At 71.3% G+C, this 16,517-nt stretch carries 16 protein-coding genes; 2 read left to right on the top strand and 14 right to left on the bottom strand.

From position 1 onward, the window contains the following. Positions 1–99: 99 nt before the first annotated feature. From FS532_RS12220 to FS532_RS12265, 10 genes are all read right to left on the bottom strand, one after another. Entirely contained in the window at positions 100–597 is a 498-nt protein-coding gene (locus tag FS532_RS12220) for a CinA family protein (protein WP_144754630.1), read from the bottom strand. Further along, positions 594–1,238, bottom strand: a complete 645-nt coding sequence (gene pgsA, locus FS532_RS12225) for a CDP-diacylglycerol--glycerol-3-phosphate 3-phosphatidyltransferase (RefSeq protein WP_186322018.1) — start codon at positions 1,236–1,238, stop codon at positions 594–596. Before pgsA ends, FS532_RS12220 begins: the two co-directional genes overlap by 4 nt. A 5-nt stretch (positions 1,239–1,243) precedes the next feature. Next, a complete protein-coding gene (locus FS532_RS12230) occupies positions 1,244–4,183 on the bottom strand; it encodes an FtsK/SpoIIIE family DNA translocase (RefSeq protein WP_144754633.1) in 2,940 nt (979 codons plus the stop codon). A gap of 106 nt (positions 4,184–4,289) precedes the next feature. Further along, positions 4,290–5,522, bottom strand: a complete 1,233-nt coding sequence (locus tag FS532_RS12235) for an ABC transporter permease (RefSeq protein ID WP_186322019.1) — start codon at positions 5,520–5,522, stop codon at positions 4,290–4,292. 8 nt (positions 5,523–5,530) lie between these two features. Next, positions 5,531–6,286: an ABC transporter ATP-binding protein gene (locus FS532_RS12240; RefSeq protein WP_440130714.1), complete on the bottom strand. Its 756-nt coding sequence runs from the start codon at positions 6,284–6,286 to the stop codon at positions 5,531–5,533. Positions 6,287–6,294: 8 nt separating this feature from the next. Then, a complete protein-coding gene (locus FS532_RS12245; protein ID WP_144754642.1) occupies positions 6,295–7,296 on the bottom strand; it encodes an HlyD family efflux transporter periplasmic adaptor subunit in 1,002 nt (333 codons plus the stop codon). Positions 7,297–7,487: 191 nt separating this feature from the next. Beyond that, a complete protein-coding gene (locus FS532_RS12250) occupies positions 7,488–9,164 on the bottom strand; it encodes a ribonuclease J (RefSeq protein WP_144754645.1) in 1,677 nt (558 codons plus the stop codon). A 49-nt stretch (positions 9,165–9,213) separates the two neighbouring features. Beyond that, complete coding sequence (gene dapA / locus FS532_RS12255; RefSeq protein ID WP_144754648.1) at positions 9,214–10,191, bottom strand: 4-hydroxy-tetrahydrodipicolinate synthase; 978 nt, start codon at positions 10,189–10,191, stop codon at positions 9,214–9,216. Between the two features lie 149 nt (positions 10,192–10,340). Next, on the bottom strand, positions 10,341–10,871 hold the full coding sequence (locus FS532_RS12260) for a dihydrofolate reductase (RefSeq protein WP_186322020.1): 531 nt from the start codon (positions 10,869–10,871) through the stop codon (positions 10,341–10,343). Next, positions 10,871–11,695, bottom strand: a complete 825-nt coding sequence (locus FS532_RS12265) for a thymidylate synthase (RefSeq protein ID WP_260852665.1) — start codon at positions 11,693–11,695, stop codon at positions 10,871–10,873. Before FS532_RS12265 ends, FS532_RS12260 begins: the two co-directional genes overlap by 1 nt. A gap of 73 nt (positions 11,696–11,768) precedes the next feature. On the opposite strand from FS532_RS12265, the gene FS532_RS12270 reads away from it, so the two are divergent. Then, positions 11,769–12,680, top strand: coding sequence for a TIGR01777 family oxidoreductase (locus FS532_RS12270; RefSeq protein ID WP_144754651.1), 912 nt, complete (start codon positions 11,769–11,771; stop codon positions 12,678–12,680). Between the two features lie 57 nt (positions 12,681–12,737). Here the strand turns inward: FS532_RS12270 and FS532_RS12275 are convergent, their stop codons facing one another. Continuing rightward, positions 12,738–13,196, bottom strand: a complete 459-nt coding sequence (locus FS532_RS12275) for a tetratricopeptide repeat protein (protein ID WP_440130715.1) — start codon at positions 13,194–13,196, stop codon at positions 12,738–12,740. Positions 13,197–13,202: 6 nt separating this feature from the next. Next, the gene (locus FS532_RS12280; protein ID WP_260852666.1) at positions 13,203–13,949 is read right to left on the bottom strand and encodes a 4-hydroxy-tetrahydrodipicolinate reductase; all 747 of its coding nucleotides are present in this window, start codon (positions 13,947–13,949) and stop codon (positions 13,203–13,205) included. Between the two features lie 23 nt (positions 13,950–13,972). Between FS532_RS12280 and FS532_RS12285 the strand changes: the two genes are divergently transcribed. Then, positions 13,973–14,467 (top strand): GNAT family N-acetyltransferase, encoded by a 495-nt coding sequence (locus FS532_RS12285; RefSeq protein WP_144754656.1) that lies wholly within the window; start codon positions 13,973–13,975, stop codon positions 14,465–14,467. Between the two features lie 3 nt (positions 14,468–14,470). Here the strand turns inward: FS532_RS12285 and FS532_RS12290 are convergent, their stop codons facing one another. Together FS532_RS12290 and FS532_RS12295 are read right to left on the bottom strand one after the other, a co-directional pair. Next, positions 14,471–15,073 carry a histidine phosphatase family protein gene (locus tag FS532_RS12290; protein ID WP_144755428.1) on the bottom strand — a complete coding sequence of 201 codons (603 nt, stop codon included), beginning with the start codon at positions 15,071–15,073 and terminating at the stop codon, positions 14,471–14,473. 8 nt (positions 15,074–15,081) lie between these two features. Beyond that, a complete protein-coding gene (locus FS532_RS12295) occupies positions 15,082–16,416 on the bottom strand; it encodes a M16 family metallopeptidase (RefSeq protein ID WP_144754659.1) in 1,335 nt (444 codons plus the stop codon). Positions 16,417–16,517: the final 101 nt, after the last annotated feature.

Here is a 16,517-nt window from a genome sequence, read left to right on the forward strand (position 1 = left end):
GGGTTGAGCAACTGTAGCGTTGCCGGTTGCAGCATGCTAGCGAGGCCGGCTGCTGTACCGCTGGAGATTGCGTGAGATGTAACCCAGTGGAAACGGGACCTATTCCCGGCCCCGGATCGTGGACGACATCCGTGCCAGGAGTTCGGAGACGGTCGCCTGACGGATTGCCTCGCGGTCGCCGTCGAGGTGCAGCTCGAACGCCGTGGCGCCGTCCTCGGAGGCGATCCCGACGAACACCGTGCCGACGGGCTTGCCGTCCTGCGGGTCCGGGCCGGCGACCCCGGTGGTGCTGATCCCCCACGTCGCGGCTGCTCCGTCGACCGCCAGAGCCGTGCGGACGCCGCTGGCCATCTGCTGGGCGACCTCCGGGTCGACGGCGCCGTTGCTGGCGAGCAGCGTGTCCGAGACACCGAGGACGGTGTGCTTGACGGGGGTCGCGTAGGCCACGACGCCGCCGCGGACGACCGCGCTGGCGCCGGGCACACCGACCAGGGTCGCCACCACGAGTCCCCCGGTGAGGGACTCGGCGACCGCGACGGTCTCCCCGCGGGCGGTCAGCTCGGCGACCAGGGCCGCCGCGTCCGACCCGTGCGTCACGCCGCGGTCCGGTTGTGCTTCCAGGCCTGCCAGAGGTAGTCGATGCCGCTCAGGACGGTCGCGAGGAACGCCGCCGTCATCAGGATGCCGTTGACCCAGTGCGCCCAGTCCCCCACGAGGTTCCACCACGGGAAGAGTGCCGCCGTGAGCGCCACGGCCTGCAGCACGGTCTTGATCTTCCCGCCGCGGCTCGCCGGGATCACCCGGTCGGAGAGCACCGCGAAGCGGAACACCGTGATGCCGATCTCGCGCACCATGATGAGCACGGTCACGTACCAGGGCAGTTCAGCCAGGATCGACAGGGCCACGAGGGCACCGCCGATGAGCACCTTGTCGGCGATCGGGTCGACGAGCTTGCCGAAGTCCGTGACGAGGTTCTGGCGTCGGGCGATGATGCCGTCGGCGCTGTCCGTGACGATCGCCACGACGAAGGTGATCGCCGCCCAGATCCGCAGCGGCCCGTCGGCTCCGGCGTCCGTCAGGAGCAGCACGAAGAACAGCGGGGCCATCAGGATCCGGATGACCGTGATGATGTTCGCGACGTTGCCCGTCGACGCCGGGCCGGGGCCCTTGCGGATGAGTCGTCCGCGCCACGGGAACTTCGCGCCGTGCGTGGTGTCCGTACCGTTCGAGGCGGTCATCGCCGTCACTCCCTGCCCGTCAGTCCCCACGCGTCCTCATCGGGCTCGTCGTCGGCTTCATCGTACCCGCGCGTCATGTCCCCCACCGGGTCGGCTCCGTAGCGGTCGCCGTCGTCTGACGGCGCGGACGTGGGCGCAGCCGGTGCAGCGGTCGTACCGACGAACCCGGCGCCGGCGGCGGGCGCTGCAGCGGCGGGCGGTTCCTCGCCCCGGAGCTTCGCGAGCACCGACGGCAGCTGGTCGGCCGTCACGAGCACGTCGCGGGCCTTCGACCCCTCGGACGGCCCGACGATGTCGCGCGACTCCATCAGGTCCATGAGGCGGCCGGCCTTGGCGAAGCCCACGCGGAGCTTGCGCTGCAGCATCGAGGTCGAGCCGAACTGCGTCGACACCACTTGCTCGACGGCGGCGAGCAGCAGCTCGAGGTCGTCGCCGATGTCCGCGTCGATCTCCTTGCGCTCGACCACGGCCTGGACGTCCTGGCGGTACTCCGGGCGGGCCTGGCGCGTGACGTGCTGGACGACCTCGGCGACCTCGCTCTCGTTCACCCAGGCACCCTGCACGCGCAGCGACTTCGACGACCCCATCGGCAGGAAGAGCGCGTCGCCCTGCCCGATGAGCTTGTCGGCACCGGGCTGGTCGAGGATGACGCGGGAGTCGGTGACGCTCGTGACGGCGAACGCGATGCGCGACGGGACGTTGGCCTTGATCAGACCGGTGATGACGTCGACCGAGGGCCGCTGCGTCGCGAGCACGAGGTGGATGCCCGCGGCACGGGCGAGCTGGGTGATGCGGACGATCGACTCCTCGACGTCGCGCGGGGCGACGAGCATGAGATCGGCGAGCTCGTCCACCACGACGAGCAGGTACGGGTACGGCTTGAGCTTCCGCTCGCTGCCCGCCGGCAGGACGATCTCGTTGTTCTCGATCGCCTTGTTGAAGTCGTCGACGTGGCGGAACCCGAACGACGCGAGGTCGTCGTACCGCATGTCCATCTCCTTCACGACCCACTGCAGCGCCTCGGCCGCCTTCTTCGGGTTCGTGATGATGGGCGTGATGAGGTGCGGGACGCCCGCGTAGATCGAGAGCTCCACGCGCTTCGGGTCGACGAGGACCATGCGGACCTCGGACGGCTTCGCGCGCATCAGGAGCGACGTGATCATCGAGTTGATGAACACCGACTTGCCGGAACCGGTGGAGCCGGCGACGAGCAGGTGCGGCATCTTCGCGAGGTTCGCCACGACGAACCCGCCCTCGACGTCCTTGCCGACGCCGATCGTCATCGGGTGCTTCGACTTGCGTGCGGCGTTCGACCGGAGCACGTCGCCGAGCGAGACCGTCTCGCGATCGGAGTTGGGGATCTCGACGCCGATCGCGCTCTTGCCCGGGATCGGCGACAGGATCCGGACCTCGTTCGAGGCGACGGCGTACGACAGGTTCTTCGACAGCGCCGTGACGCGCTCGACCTTGACGCCGGGGCCGAGCTCGATCTCGTACCGGGTGACGGTCGGGCCGCGCGAGAAGCCGGTGACCTTCGCGTCGACCTTGAACTCGGTGAGGACACCGGTGATCGCGGCGACGATGTCGTCGTTCGCCTGGCTGCGGGCGACCGACGGCGAGCCGGAGCTCAGGGTGGTCGCGGCCGGCAAGCGGTACGGCGCGGACGGGTCCTCTTCGGCAGCGGCGACGGGCGGGAGACCGTCGTCGGCAGCCTCCGGAACGTCGTCGGCCGGGAGGGACGGGGAGACCACCGGGGACACGGCCGCGTCCGGACGGATCACCTCGGTCGCCGCGGGACGCTCCGGCACGGGTGTCCCGAAGTCGCGGAGCGCCTGCTCGGCGTCCTGCAGGTCCTGTTCGACGGAATCGTTGAGGTTCACGGACGCCGGCTCGGCGGGCGTGTGGTCGATCAGCCCGGCCGCCGCGCCCGCGTTCGGGCTCGGCGCTGCCGCGGCTGCCGGTACCTCGGGCACCGTCGAGGTCGCGCCGGTGATCACGGGGCTGTCGTAGGCCGGGTCTTCCTCGCGCCCGGACTTGTTGCGGCGCCACCAGGGGATCGTGCCGCCCTCGGTCTCGTCGTCGGCAGCGGCCTTGTCGTCGTCGAAGCCGAGGTCGTCGAACAGCTGGAAGTCGGTGTCGCCCTTCTTCCCGCGCTTGGAGGACTTCGCGCGCGGCGCTGGGGCCTCGGCCACGGCGTCCTCGGTCTCGGCGGCGGGGGCCGGCGCGCCGAACAGGTACGCGTACAGCTCGTGCAGGCGTCGGCCGAGCTTGTTCGGCGGCGTCTTGGTGATGATGAAGAGCGAGAGGACGAGCAGGACGATCGCCACCGGGACGGCGACCCAGGCGGTGGCGATGGTCACGAGCCACCCGATGACCACCCAGCCGATCACCCCGCCGGCAGCGGCGAGCGCGGGCATGCCGTCCGTGGCGCTCGGCTGGCCGCCGAAGACGTGGCAGAGCGAGGCGATCGACACGAGCAGCAGCCCGAGGCCGATCCCGATGCGGGTGTTGTCGTGCACCGAAGCCGGGTGCCGGAAGAGCCAGCCGGCGAAGACGACCATGATGACGGGGAGCGCGAAGGCCAGCCGTCCGAACAGCCCGCCGAACGTGTAGGCGTCGAGTGCCACCGAGACGGAGTTCGTCGGGTTGAGCCACTCGACGACCGCGCCCGCGATCGCCAGGACGAACAGCAGGAACGGGAAGCCGTCGCGGCGCTGGTCCTTCTCGAGGGTCTCCTGACCGAGCAGGCGGAACATCGCCCCGACGCCGTGCGCCATCGCCAGCCAGAAGGTCACGAGCGGGTTCTGCTCGCGGAACACCGGTGTCGGTGCCGCCTGCGGGAGCTTCTTCGTCGTGGCCTGGGTGCGCGACGTACCGCGCGTCCCGCTTCCACGGGACGACGAGGACGCGCGCGAGCGCGTGGTCGACTTGGTGCCTCCGGCCATGGGCAGAACCCTAATCCCCTCCCAGGACAAACCAAGGGAGGCCCGCCGCATCCGTGACGGACGCGAGACGGCCTCCAGGCAGGTCGCGCCGGACGCGACCCACCGGTCAGTAGCGGATCGCGTCGATCACCTTCACGCGCACAGCGAGGATCGCCGGCAGGAACCCGGCGAGCGCACCGACGGCCACGGCCGACCCGACGCCGATCAGCGCGGCCTCGAGCGGGAACGGCGCACCCCCGACCTCGACACCGCTCGTGATGAGTCCACGGACGGTCTCGTTCCCGAGCACCGCGGCGCCGATCATCACACCGATGCCACCCGCGACCAGGGTGCCGAGCACGTTCTCGAGCAGCACCGCGACGAAGATCCGTCCGGCAGAGGCACCGACCCCGCGCCGGATGCCGATCTCGCGGATCCGCTGCCGGACGCTCACGAGCGAGACGTTGAGCAGCCCGAGCCCGCCGAGCACGAGCACGAGGACGGCCACGCCGGCGATCACGTAGCGCATCGCCCCGAGCGGGTCCCCGTCCACCGAGCCGGCGGCGTCCATCCGCCCGGCGTCGACCTGCATGCCGTTGCCGACGGCGCGCTCGGCGTCGCTGGCGATCCGGTTCGCGAGGGCCTTCGCGCCGGACTGCGGGATCCACACCTCGAAGGTGCGCTGGTTCCCGTCGTCGGTGCCCGCGGCCACGCTCGACGTCGCCGTGGAGTTCGCGAGCTGGTAGAACATCGGCTCGGTGTCGAACTCGGAGGACGCGTACTCGCCGACGACGACGGCGGTCACCCCCGGGGTGCCGGTGAGGCGGACGGTCGGGTGCGTGACGACGTCGGCACCGCCGAGCCGGTCGAGGAACGCCTGGTTCACCACGATCGCCGGGGCGAGTCGCTCCCGGTCGGCGGCGGTGAACCACGAGCCGGACGCCATCCGCAGCCGGTGCATCTCGGCGTAGGGCGGGTCGACGGTCATGCCCTGCACCTCGGCGACGCCGTCCGGGAACTGCACGCGGCGCGAGGTGTAGCTGGCCTCGGTGGCGTACCGCACGTCGTACCGGTCGGCTGCTGCTCGCAGTTCGCGGTCGAGCGTCACGGCGTCGGCCGCGGCGGCGGCTCCGGTCCCGTCGCCCGACGATGAGGCTCCGGTGAGGCTGTAGGTCGCGGCACGCCCGCCGTACTGCTCGCTGAAGGCCGCCGTCACGCGCTCGGCGAGGGAGCCGAACCCGACGACGACCGCCAGGGACGCCACGGCGATGGTGACGCCGATGAGGCTGAGGACGACGCGGCCGCGGTGGACCCGGAGTTCCTGCCAGGACTCGACGAGCGTCCCGACGACGGTCGTCACGACGCGGTTCACGAGGTCACCGCCGGAGCGGCGGCGCCGACGGTACCGGAACCGACGACCCCCAGAGCGGCCGGGTCCACGACCACCCCGTGGTCGATCCGGTGCACCACGTCCGCCCGTGCGGCGACCGCGGGGTCGTGCGTGATGGTCATGAGAGCCGCCCCGGTCTCGGTGGCGACGGTCTCGAGCAGTTCCATGACGATCCGGCCGGTGTCGACGTCGAGGGCGCCGGTGGGCTCGTCGGCCAGGATCAGCCGCGGCGCCCGGACGAGCGCGCGGGCGATCGCGACGCGCTGCTGTTCGCCGCCGGAGAGCCGGTGCGGTTGGGTGTCGGCTCGATCGGCGAGTCCGACGCGGTCGAGCATCTCGAGCGCGAGCCGGCGCCGTTGCCAGAAGGCCCGGCCGGTGGCGTAGAGCAGCGGGACCTCGACGTTCTCGAGCGCCGTGCGGCCCTGCAGCAGGTTGAACTGCTGGAACACGAACCCGACGTCGTCACCACGCACGCGGTCACGGCGGAGGGACCCGGCGCCGCCGACGTCGACGCCGTCGAACTCGTGCACGCCCTCGGTCGGGGTGTCGAGCAGCCCGAGCACGTTCAGCAGTGTCGACTTGCCGGAGCCGGAGCGTCCGACGATGGCGACGCGGCTGCCCGCGTCGACCTCGAGGTCGACGCCGCGGAGGATCTCGAGCGGTGAGCCGTCCGGCAGCTCGACCGACTTCCGGAGCCCACGGACACTGACCAGCGGCGCTGCGCGCGGCGTCACGGGGACACTCATCCCATCACCACGGAGCCGTCGGTCGTCTCGTCGTCGGAGACCTGCTCCTTGCCCGGGACGAACTGCAGGACGGTGTCGCCCTCGGCCAGGCCGGACTTCACCTCGACGCTCTCGCCGTCGTTGAGCCCGAGCGCGACGGCCTTCTCCGCGCGCTTGCCGGCGTCGTCGACCACGGTGACGACGCCCTTCTGCGCGGTCCCCTGCACGGCCGTGGTCGGCAGCGTGAGGACACCCTCGGCCTTGCCCGCCGGGACGGCCACCGTGACCTCGAGCCCGGGGAACACCGTGACGTCGCCGGGCACGTCGCACGCGAGCTCGGTGCCACCGGCCGACCCAGAGGCACCGGAGTTGTCGCCGGACTCGTCGGACGGGGTGTCGCCGCCGGCAGCGGCGCTGGTGAGCGCGAGGTTCGTGCACGTGAACGGCGCGGGGCCGTCCTTCACGGTCACGGTCGCCTCGGACGGTCGCGAGGTCAGGCGGTACAGCTGCGCGGCGTCGAGCGTCGCGGTCGCGCGGTACCGCTCCGGGGCGACCCGGGCGACGGTGTCCCCGACGGCGACGGGCTGCTTCGTGACGAGGTCGAGCCCGGACACGGTGCCGGACGCCGAGGCCACGACGGTGGAGAACGTGATCGTCGGGGGCAGCGGTTCGCCGTCGTCGGTCGTGCCCGTCGACGGGGTCTCGACACGGACGTCGATGACCGGCGCACCCTGCTCGACGTGCGCGCCGTTCGCGACGAACACCTTGTTGACGGTGCCCTCGACCGAGGACCGCACGGCGGTGGAGGCGACGCTGCGGATGGTGCCCGTGGCCTCGACGTCGTTGACGATGTCGCCGTTCGTCACGGTGACGGTCGGGTCCTCGATCTGCCCGGTCGGGACGGTCTCGGCCTCCTCCGGCTGGGCCGCGAAGAACGCGAGGCGGACGAGGGACACCGCGATGGCGGCGAACACGAGGAACTTCAGGCCGGGCCACACCCAGCGACGCAGGACGGTCACCTCGGCACACTATTGAGTGACATACCGACGGAACATCATCCTGTGGGATGAATCAGGATGGCCGACAGGCGGGGCGCACCGGACGCACGCCGTCGGCTCGCGCCCGCCACGGGGTGCGAACGCGACTGGAGGCCCGGTGCACGTCCGTCAGGAACGTGCACCGGGCCTCCGATCCGGCTGGGCGCGGCGCGCTACGCCTCGATGACCACCGGGACGATCATCGGCCGGCGACGGTGCTTCGTGTTCACCCAGCGGCCCACGGTCCGGCGCACGACCTGCTGGAAGGCGTGGCTGTCGCGGGTGCCGTTCGCGGCCGCCTCGGCGAGGGCCTTGGCGATCTGCGGACGGACCTCGTCGAAGACGGACTCGTCCTCCGCGAAGCCGCGCGACTGGATCTCCGGGCCGACGACGCACTGGCCCGTGGTGAAGTCCACCGCCGTGAAGATGGAGATGAAGCCCTCTTCGGCCAGGACGCGGCGGTCCTTGAGGTCGGCGTCGGTGATCTCGCCCACGGTCGAGCCGTCGACGTACACGTAGCCGATGTCGAGCTGTCCGGCGACCGTGGCGACGCCGTCCTTCAGGTCGACGACGATGCCGTCCTGCCCGAGGATCACGTTGCGCGGCGGCACACCCGTCTGGATCGCCAGGTCGGCGTTCGCGTACAGGTGGCGGTGCTCGCCGTGGACCGGCAGGACGTTCCGCGGACGCAGGATGTTGTAGCAGTAGAGGAGCTCACCGGCGGACGCGTGGCCGGAGACGTGCACCTTCGCGTTGCCCTTGTGCACGACCTTCGCGCCGAGCTTCGTCAGCCCGTCGATGACCCGGTACACGGCGTTCTCGTTGCCCGGGATGAGCGACGAGGCGAGGATGACGGTGTCGCCCTCGCCGATCTCGATCTGGTGCTCGAGGTTCGCCATGCGTGCCAGCACTGCCATCGGCTCACCCTGCGAGCCGGTCGACATGTAGACGATCTGGTCGTCGGGGACGTTCTTCGCCTTCTTCGTGTCGATGAGCACGTTCTCCGGCACCCGCAGGTACCCGAGCTCGGCGGCGATGTTCATGTTGCGGATCATCGAGCGCCCCATGAACGCGACCTTGCGGTTCGCGGCGGCGGCGGCGTCGAGGACCTGCTGCACGCGGTGGACGTGCGACGAGAAGCTCGCCACGACGACCTTCTTGCGGGCGCGCGTGATGATGTTCTCGAGCACCGGTCCGATGTCGCGCTCCGGCGCGGTGAACCCGGGGACGTCGGCGTTCGTCGAGTCCGGCAGGAACAGGTCGACGCCCTGCTCGCCGAGGCGAGCGAAGGCGCGGAGGTCCGTGATCCGGTCGTCGAGCGGGAGCTGGTCCATCTTGAAGTCGCCCGTGTGCAGGACCCGACCGGCGGGGGTCGTGATCGAGACGGCGAGGGCGTCCGGGATGGAGTGGTTCACGGCCACGAACTCGAGGTGGAACGGGCCGAGCTGCTCGGTCTGGTCCTCGGCCACGACGAGCGTGTACGGCTTGATCCGGTGTTCCTTGAGCTTGGCCTCGACGAGCGCGAGGGTCAGCGTGGAGCCGATCAGCGGGATGTCGTCGCGGAGCTTCAGCAGGTACGGGACGGCGCCGATGTGGTCCTCGTGACCGTGCGTGAGCACGACCCCGAGGACGTCGTCGAGGCGGTCCCGGATCGGCGCGAAGTCCGGCAGGATCAGGTCGACCCCGGGCTGGTGCTCCTCGGGGAAGAGCACGCCGGCGTCCACGATGAGGAGCTTGCCCTCGTACTCGTAGACGGTCATGTTGCGACCGATCTCGCCGAGTCCCCCGATGGGGATCACGCGGAGGGTGCCGGCTTCGAGCGGCTGCGGTTCGGAGATCTGTGTGGGCATTCGGTCCTACGGATTCGGGCGACGTGCGTGCTGCACGCCGCGGTGTTCGCTAGCGGGTGGTGCCTGGCACCTTCGGAAGAGCACCGCCGGCCGCAGCGTTGCGGTCGGGGCGGAAGTTGGAGAAGTCGGCGCCCGGGATGTCCCGGACGGCCTCGAGCGAGGTCTCGATGGCGTACGCCTCGGAGTCCTCGGGGCCGACGAGCGGCAGGCGGACGCGCGGGCTGCCGATGCGACCGAGCCCGTGCAGGACGTACTTCGCCGCGACGGTGCCGGGCACGTGCGTCATGATCGCGCGGACGAGCGGCTCGACGCGCTTGTGCTCGGCGGTCGCGGTCGCGAGGTCGCCCCGGTTCACCGCGTCGACGATGGTGCGGTACGGCGTGCTCGTGATGTTCGCGGTCACGCCGATGAGCCCCGTGGCGCCGATCGACAGGTGCGGGAGCACGTTGGTGTCGTCGCCGGAGAAGTACATGAGGTCGGTGTTGTTGAGTACCCGGGAGACCTCGGCGAAGTCGCCCTTGGCGTCCTTCACGGCGAGGATGTTCGGGTGGTGCGACGCGCGCACGATCGTCTCGTACGTGATCGGGATGCCGGTGCGCCCGGGGATGTCGTACAGGATCACCGGCAGGTCGGTGGCGTCGGCGATCATCCGGAAGTGCGTGAGCACGCCCGACTGGGTCGGCTTGTTGTAGTACGGCGTGACGATCATCACGCCGTCCGCGCCGGCCTTCTCGCTCTGCTTGTACAGGTGGATGGCGTGCGCGGTCTCGTTCGAGCCGCCGCCCGTGATGATCTTCGCGCGGCCCGCGGCGACGGACTTGCCGACCTCGACCAGCCGGAGCTTCTCCGGGTCGGTGAGGGTCGACGTCTCGCCGGTCGTGCCGGTCACGACGATGCCGTCGGCACCGGCGGTGATGCAGTCGTCGATGTGCTGCTCGACGCCGGGCCAGTCGACCTCGCCGTCAGCCGTGAACGGGGTCACGAGGGCGACGAGGACCTGGCCGAAGGGATTCTCACGCGGGGACACGGGCACCAGCGTACCGGGGATGCGGGCGAGGGCGGCCGTCCGCGTGGACGGTCACGTCCACGGCGCACCGCGCCCCCGTCCGAACACCGCGCCCCGGTGTGGCGGGGCGCGGTGTTCGGAGCGGGGCGCGATCACCCGAGCACCGTGCGCTACGCGCGACGGCGCCACTCGAGGAAGCGGTAGCGCACGCCGGTGCGGGACGTCTGCCACGGGCCCCCGTCGACGAGTGCCCAGCCGTCCGCCTCGGCGAGCGCCGGCGCGACCGTGTCACCGGGAACCTCGACGTCGATCACCGTCTCGGACACCCGGTCGGCGAAGGGCAGCCCCGCCGCGTACACCTGGCCGCCGCCCATGATCCAGACGGGTTCGTCGGTGTCGAGCGCGGTCGCGAGGTCGTGTGCGACCTCGGCACCCGCGGCATCGTCCGTCCCGGCCCACGACTCGTCACGGGTGAGCACGACGTTCCGGCGCCCGGGCAGGGGCCGGAAGCGCTCCGGCAGCGAGGCCCAGGTTCGGCGGCCCATCACGACGGTCGCGTCGCCGGTCACCTGCCGGAAGTGCGCGAGGTCCTCGGGCACGTGCCACGGCATCCCGCCGTCGGCGCCGATCACGCCGTTCGTCGAGCGGGCCCAGACCATGCCGACCCCGCGCACGGGCTCGGTCCAGTCGGTCCCGGGCATCAGACGGCGACCGCGGCCTTGATCGCCGGGTGGTGGTGGTAGCCGACGACCGTGAAGTCCTCGTACTCGTAGTCGTCGATCGAGTCGCGCGGGGCCAGCTCGAGCGTCGGGAGCGCGTACCCCGTGCGGGACAGCTGCTCCTCGACCTGCTCGACGTGGTTGTCGTAGACGTGGCAGTCGCCGCCGGTCCAGACGAACTCGCCGACCTCGAGCCCGGTCTGCGCCGCGATCATGTGCGTGAGCAGCGCGTACGAGGCGATGTTGAACGGGACGCCGAGGAACATGTCCGCGCTGCGCTGGTACAGCTGGCACGAGAGCTTGCCGTCGTTGACGTAGAACTGGAAGAACGCGTGGCACGGGGCGAGCGCCATCTCGGGGATGTCCGCGACGTTCCACGCCGAGACGATGAGTCGTCGCGAGTCCGGGTTCGTCCGGATCTGCTCGATCACCTGCGCGATCTGGTCGACGTGCTCCCCCGACGGCGTCGGCCACGAGCGCCACTGCACGCCGTAGACCGGGCCGAGATCGCCGTCCTCGTCCGCCCACTCGTTCCAGATCCGGACGCCGTGCTCCTGCAGCCAACGGGCGTTGCCGTCGCCGCGCAGGAACCAGAGCAGCTCGTACGCCACCGACTTGAAGTGCACGCGTTTCGTCGTGACAAGCGGGAACCCCTTCGCCAGGTCGTAGCGGAGCTGTGCGCCGAACAGGCTGCGGGTGCCGGTACCGGTGCGGTCGCCCTTCGGGGTGCCCTCCGTGAGGACGCGGCGGAGCAGGTCCTCGTACGGGGTCGGAACGGAGGCGTCGGGCTGCACGGTCTCGGTCACAGGAAGAGCCTACGACGAGCCGGAGACATCCACGGGCAGGAGACTTCGACGAGCGCTGAGTAGCGTGAACGACATGACGACAGAGCCGCTCTCGATCCTGGTCGCCGGTGCGTCCGGCTTCATCGGGACCCCGCTCGTCCGCGCGCTGCGCGAGGCGGGACACCACGTGACGACCCTGGTCCGGCGTGAGCCGCACACGGCGACCGAGTTCCGCTGGTCCCCCGGCAGCCGGAAGCTCGACCCGGCGATCCTCGACGGCGCCGACGTGGTGATCAACCTCGCCGGTGCGAACATCGGCAAGCTCCCCTGGACCGAGACCTACAAGCAGGAGATCCTCCGTTCGCGGGTCACCGCCACCGAGACCCTGGTCGAGGCGATGCGCCACGCCACGAACCCGCCGGCGCTGTTCCTGTCCGGCTCGGCCTCGGGCGTCTACGGCGACCGTCCCGCCGACGTGCTGCAGGACGACGCGGCCGCCGGCACCGGGTTCCTCGCCGAGGTCTGCACCGTGTGGGAGGCCGCCGCGAACGCCGCTCCCGAGGGCGTCCGCGTGGTCACCCTGCGCACCGGCATCGTCGTCGGGAAGGGCGGCGGCGCGCTCGCTCCCCTCGTGCCGCTCACGAAGGCGGGGCTCGGCGGTCGTCTCGGCCCCGGCGGGCAGCACTGGCCGTGGATCGCGCTCGAGGACGAGGTCGGCGCGATCGTGCACCTCGCGACGAGCCCGGACGCCACCGCAGTGACCGGTCCGGTCAACCTCGCCGGACCCGAGGCCGCCGTGGCCGACCGCATCACGAAGCGCGTCGCCGAGGACCTGCACCGGCCGTACCTGTTCCGGATCCCGGAGTTCGCGCTCCGCCTGCTCCTGCAGCAGGCGGCGGACGAGATGCTCCTGTCGAGCCAGCAGATGGTGCCGACGAAGCTGCTGGAGTCCGGCTACGCGTTCCGGTACGCGCGCGCCGAGGACGCGGTCGACGCCGCCTTCTGACGCACCGACAAATCGGACTGGAGGCGCGTGGCGGGGCCGCCACGCGCCTCCAGTCCGTCAGCCGCTTGCCCTGGTGAGCGCTTCGCGCATCGCAGCCCGCGCCCGCTTGCGGTCACCGGCGGCATCGTAGACGACGCCGAGGCGGTACCACCCGCGCCAGTCCGTCGGGTCGGTCTCGACGGCGGCCTTGTACTCGGGGAAGAGTTCGTCGGCCGCCTCGCGCGTCGGCCGACCCGACGGCCGCACGGGGACCACGTCCGCCGGTGCCGCCCCCTCGCGTTCGAGGCGCGCGCCGAGCCGGGTGATGCGGAGTCCGAAGCGGAACTCCAGGACGAGCAGCAGCGCGCCGATCGCCGCGACGACGAACAGTGCCACGCCGATGCCGATCCCGATCGGGATGCCGGTCGCGATGAACGCCACCGCCCGCTGCCCGACGAGCACGATGTAGAGCGCGAGCAGCACCGCCATCAGGGCGGCGCCCCAGAACGGCGAACGGAGCGAGCGGGTCAGGCGCACGGCGGGTCAGCCGATGCCGAGGACGCTGCCGAGGCCGACCGTCAGGCCCCGCATCGACCCGACGGCGGACAGCGCCGCGCGGATGCCCGCCACGTAGGCGACGTCGTCGTTCGTGTCGTGCCGGATCGTCAGGGTCTCGCCGGGGCCGCTCAGCAGGACGTCCTGCACGGCCTTCACGCCGGGCAACCGCAGCGAGTGGATCGGGACGCTCGCGACCTGCTGCCCGCGGGCTCGCTGGTCGACGTGCGGGGCCTCGACCGGACCGACCTCGCGCCGGGCGTCGGCGATGAGTTCGGCGGTGCGGACCGCGGTCCCGGACGGCGAGTCGATCTTGCCGGCGTGGTGCGTCTCGACGATCTCGACCGAGGGGAACCACGGCGCTGCGATCGTGGCGAGGTGCGTGCCGAGCACCGAGCCGATCGAGAAGTTCGGCACCACGAAGACGCCCTGCTCGGGACGCGACTCGAGTCCGGCGCGGAGCTTCGCGAGTCGGTCGCCCGACCACCCGGAGGTGCCGACGAGCACGTTCGCGCCGCTCGCGAGCGCGGTGTCGACGATGGCGGGGCTCAGCGCGGGGACGGTCACGTCGACGACGATCGCCGCTCCCCCGAACACCGACGGACCGGCTTCGTGCGCGCCGTCCTTCGACGACAGGCTCGCGACGAGCTCGAACTCGGGCAGTTCCTCGACGACGGCGGCCACGAGGCCCCCGAGACGACCGGTGGCGCCGACGACGGCGACGGGAGTGACCATGTCCACCATCCTAGGATCGACGCATGACGCTCGAGGTCAGGACCGTGCCGGCAGACATCCCCGAGGTCGACGCGCTGCTCGACGCCTACCTCGACGAGCGCGAGGCGACGTTCCCGAGCGCCCAGGGCTCCTACGCGCGGAAGCGCACCCCGGCGGCCGAGTTCACGCCGCCGAACGGGGTCTTCGCGGTCGCGTACGACGACGGTCTCGCGGTCGGGTGCGGTGGGCTCCGTCGGATCGCGGACGACACGGCTGGCGACCGCCCGGACGTCCGGTTCGAGGTCAAGCACGTGTTCGTGACACCCGCGGGCCGTGGGAAGGGGGTCGCGACGGCGCTGATGGACACGCTCGAGGCCGCGGCCGCCGAGCTCGGCGCGACGGCGATCGTCCTCGACACGAACGACTCCCTCGTCGCCGCCGGAGCGATGTACCGCGGCCGGGGCTACGAGCGTGTGCAGCCGTTCAACGACAACCCGAACGCGACGGCCTGGTACCGCAAGCCCGTGCGCGTCGGTTAGCCGTCAGACCGGCTGGTCGACCGGCAGGCCGGTCCGGAGCTCGACCGGCAGGTGCGCCAGGTCGTTGAGCGCCACGACCTCGGCGGGCTTGGCCGACCGGATGCGGATGATCGTCAGCGCGGTGTGGGCCACGTTGGTCCCCATCCACCGCCACTCCGGCGCCTGGAACGCCTCGCGCACGAACCAGCCGATCACGGCGTTGTGCGTGATGAGCAGGTCGTGCCGGTCGTCGCGGGCGGGGGTGAACCACTCGGCCACGGCGTCGCCCATCTGGGCCTGCCCGGCGACGATCTCCTCTTCGGTGATGCCGCCGTACCAGCCCTGGTAGGCGTGCGGCATGTCCGGCGTCGGCCCCGACGGGATGCAGTCGAAGAGCAGGGTCGACGGTTCGGGCTGGATCGCTGGCAGCCGCTGGGACAGGAACGACGCGGTCTCGCTCGGGGCCTCGAGCGGCGAGTGGTACACGCCGTCGAACGGGACGCCACCGAGTCGGTCGGCGACGAGCATGGCCTGCCGCTTGCCGCGCTCCGAGAGCTTGCCGTCACGCAGCCCGTGTTCCGCGTCCTGGTGCTCGCCGTGCCGGACGAGGTAGAGGTAGTGCGACATGTCGGTGCTCAACCGCCGATCCCGATCGCGGCCGCGAGCTCGTCCTGCTGCACCGCTCCGACCACGGAGGTGATCGTCGGGCGGGTCAGGAGGTCGCGCGCCAGGTCGAGGACGTCGCCCGTGGTCACACGGTCCACCCGCTCGAGGGCGGTGGCGAGGTCGGTGAACTCCCCCGTGCCGAGCTCGGACCGGCCGAGTCGGGTCATCCGGGCGTCGGAGTCCTCGAGCGAGAGCGTCAGCGCCCCCTCGATCTGCCCCTTCGCACGGCGGAGCTCGTCGGTGGTGATGCCGTCGTCGACCATCCGGCGGAACTCGGCGTCGACGATCTCGATCACCCCGCCGACGTTGTCGGGGGCGCACCCGGCGTAGACACCGAACGCACCGTTGTCCAGGTAGGCGGGCGCGAACGAGCTCACCGCGTAGGCGAGGCCGCGGCGCTCCCGGACCTCCTGGAAGAGGCGGGAGCTCATGCCACCGCCGAGCACGGCGTTGAGCACGCTGAGGACCGGACGACGCTCGTCGCGGAGGTCGAGCCCCTGCGAGCCGCGCAGCATGCTGACCTGTTCGGTCGGACGGTGCACGACCGAGAGCTTCGGGATCGCCGGGTCGGCCACGGGCTGCGGGGTCCGTCGCGCGAGCGGGGAGGCCTTCGGCGCACCCTGGAACACGGTCTCGACCAGTTCGCAGAAGCGGTCGTGGTCGATCGCGCCGGCGGCGGTGACGACGATGCCGTTCGGGGCGTAGTGCTCCCGGTAGTGCGCCAGGACCTCGTCACGCCCGACCGCACGGATGCTCTCCGGGGTGCCACCGATCGGTCGGCCGAGGGCGTGGCCGTCGAACGCGGCGGCGAAGAAGGCCTCGCCCGCGACGTCGGCCGGGTCGTCCGCGGCCATCGCGAGCTCCTCGAGGATCACGCCGCGCTCGACGTCGAACGCCGCGGACTCGAGCACGGAACCGGTGACCATGTCGCCGATCACCTCGACCGCCATCGGTACGTCGGCGTCACGGACCCGCGAGTAGTAGCAGGTGTACTCCTTCGCCGTGGCGGCGTTGTGCTCACCGCCGACCGAGTCGAACGCGATCGCGATGTCGAGGGCCGAACGCTTGGCGGTCCCCTTGAACAGCAGGTGCTCGAGGAAGTGCGTCGAGCCGTACTGACCGGCTCGCTCGTCGCGGGAGCCGACCCCGACCCAGAACCCGAGGCTCGTCGAACTGGCTCCGGGCATGGCCTCGGTCAGGACCCGCACGCCCGAAGGCAGGACGGATCGGCGGACGAAGGCGCCCCCGGACGTCAGGAACGACGTGTCCGGGGCCTCGAGCGGCAACGGCACTGGGTGGTTCATCGCAGACGAGCCTACTGACCCCCGAGCGCCCGCCGCCCAGTTTCCACAGGTGCACACGATGTCACTCGAAGTGGGGTACAGCCGAGGAGGATAGAAAGACT

Source organism: Curtobacterium pusillum, assembly GCF_007673235.1.
Lineage (GTDB): Bacteria > Actinomycetota > Actinomycetes > Actinomycetales > Microbacteriaceae > Curtobacterium > Curtobacterium pusillum_C.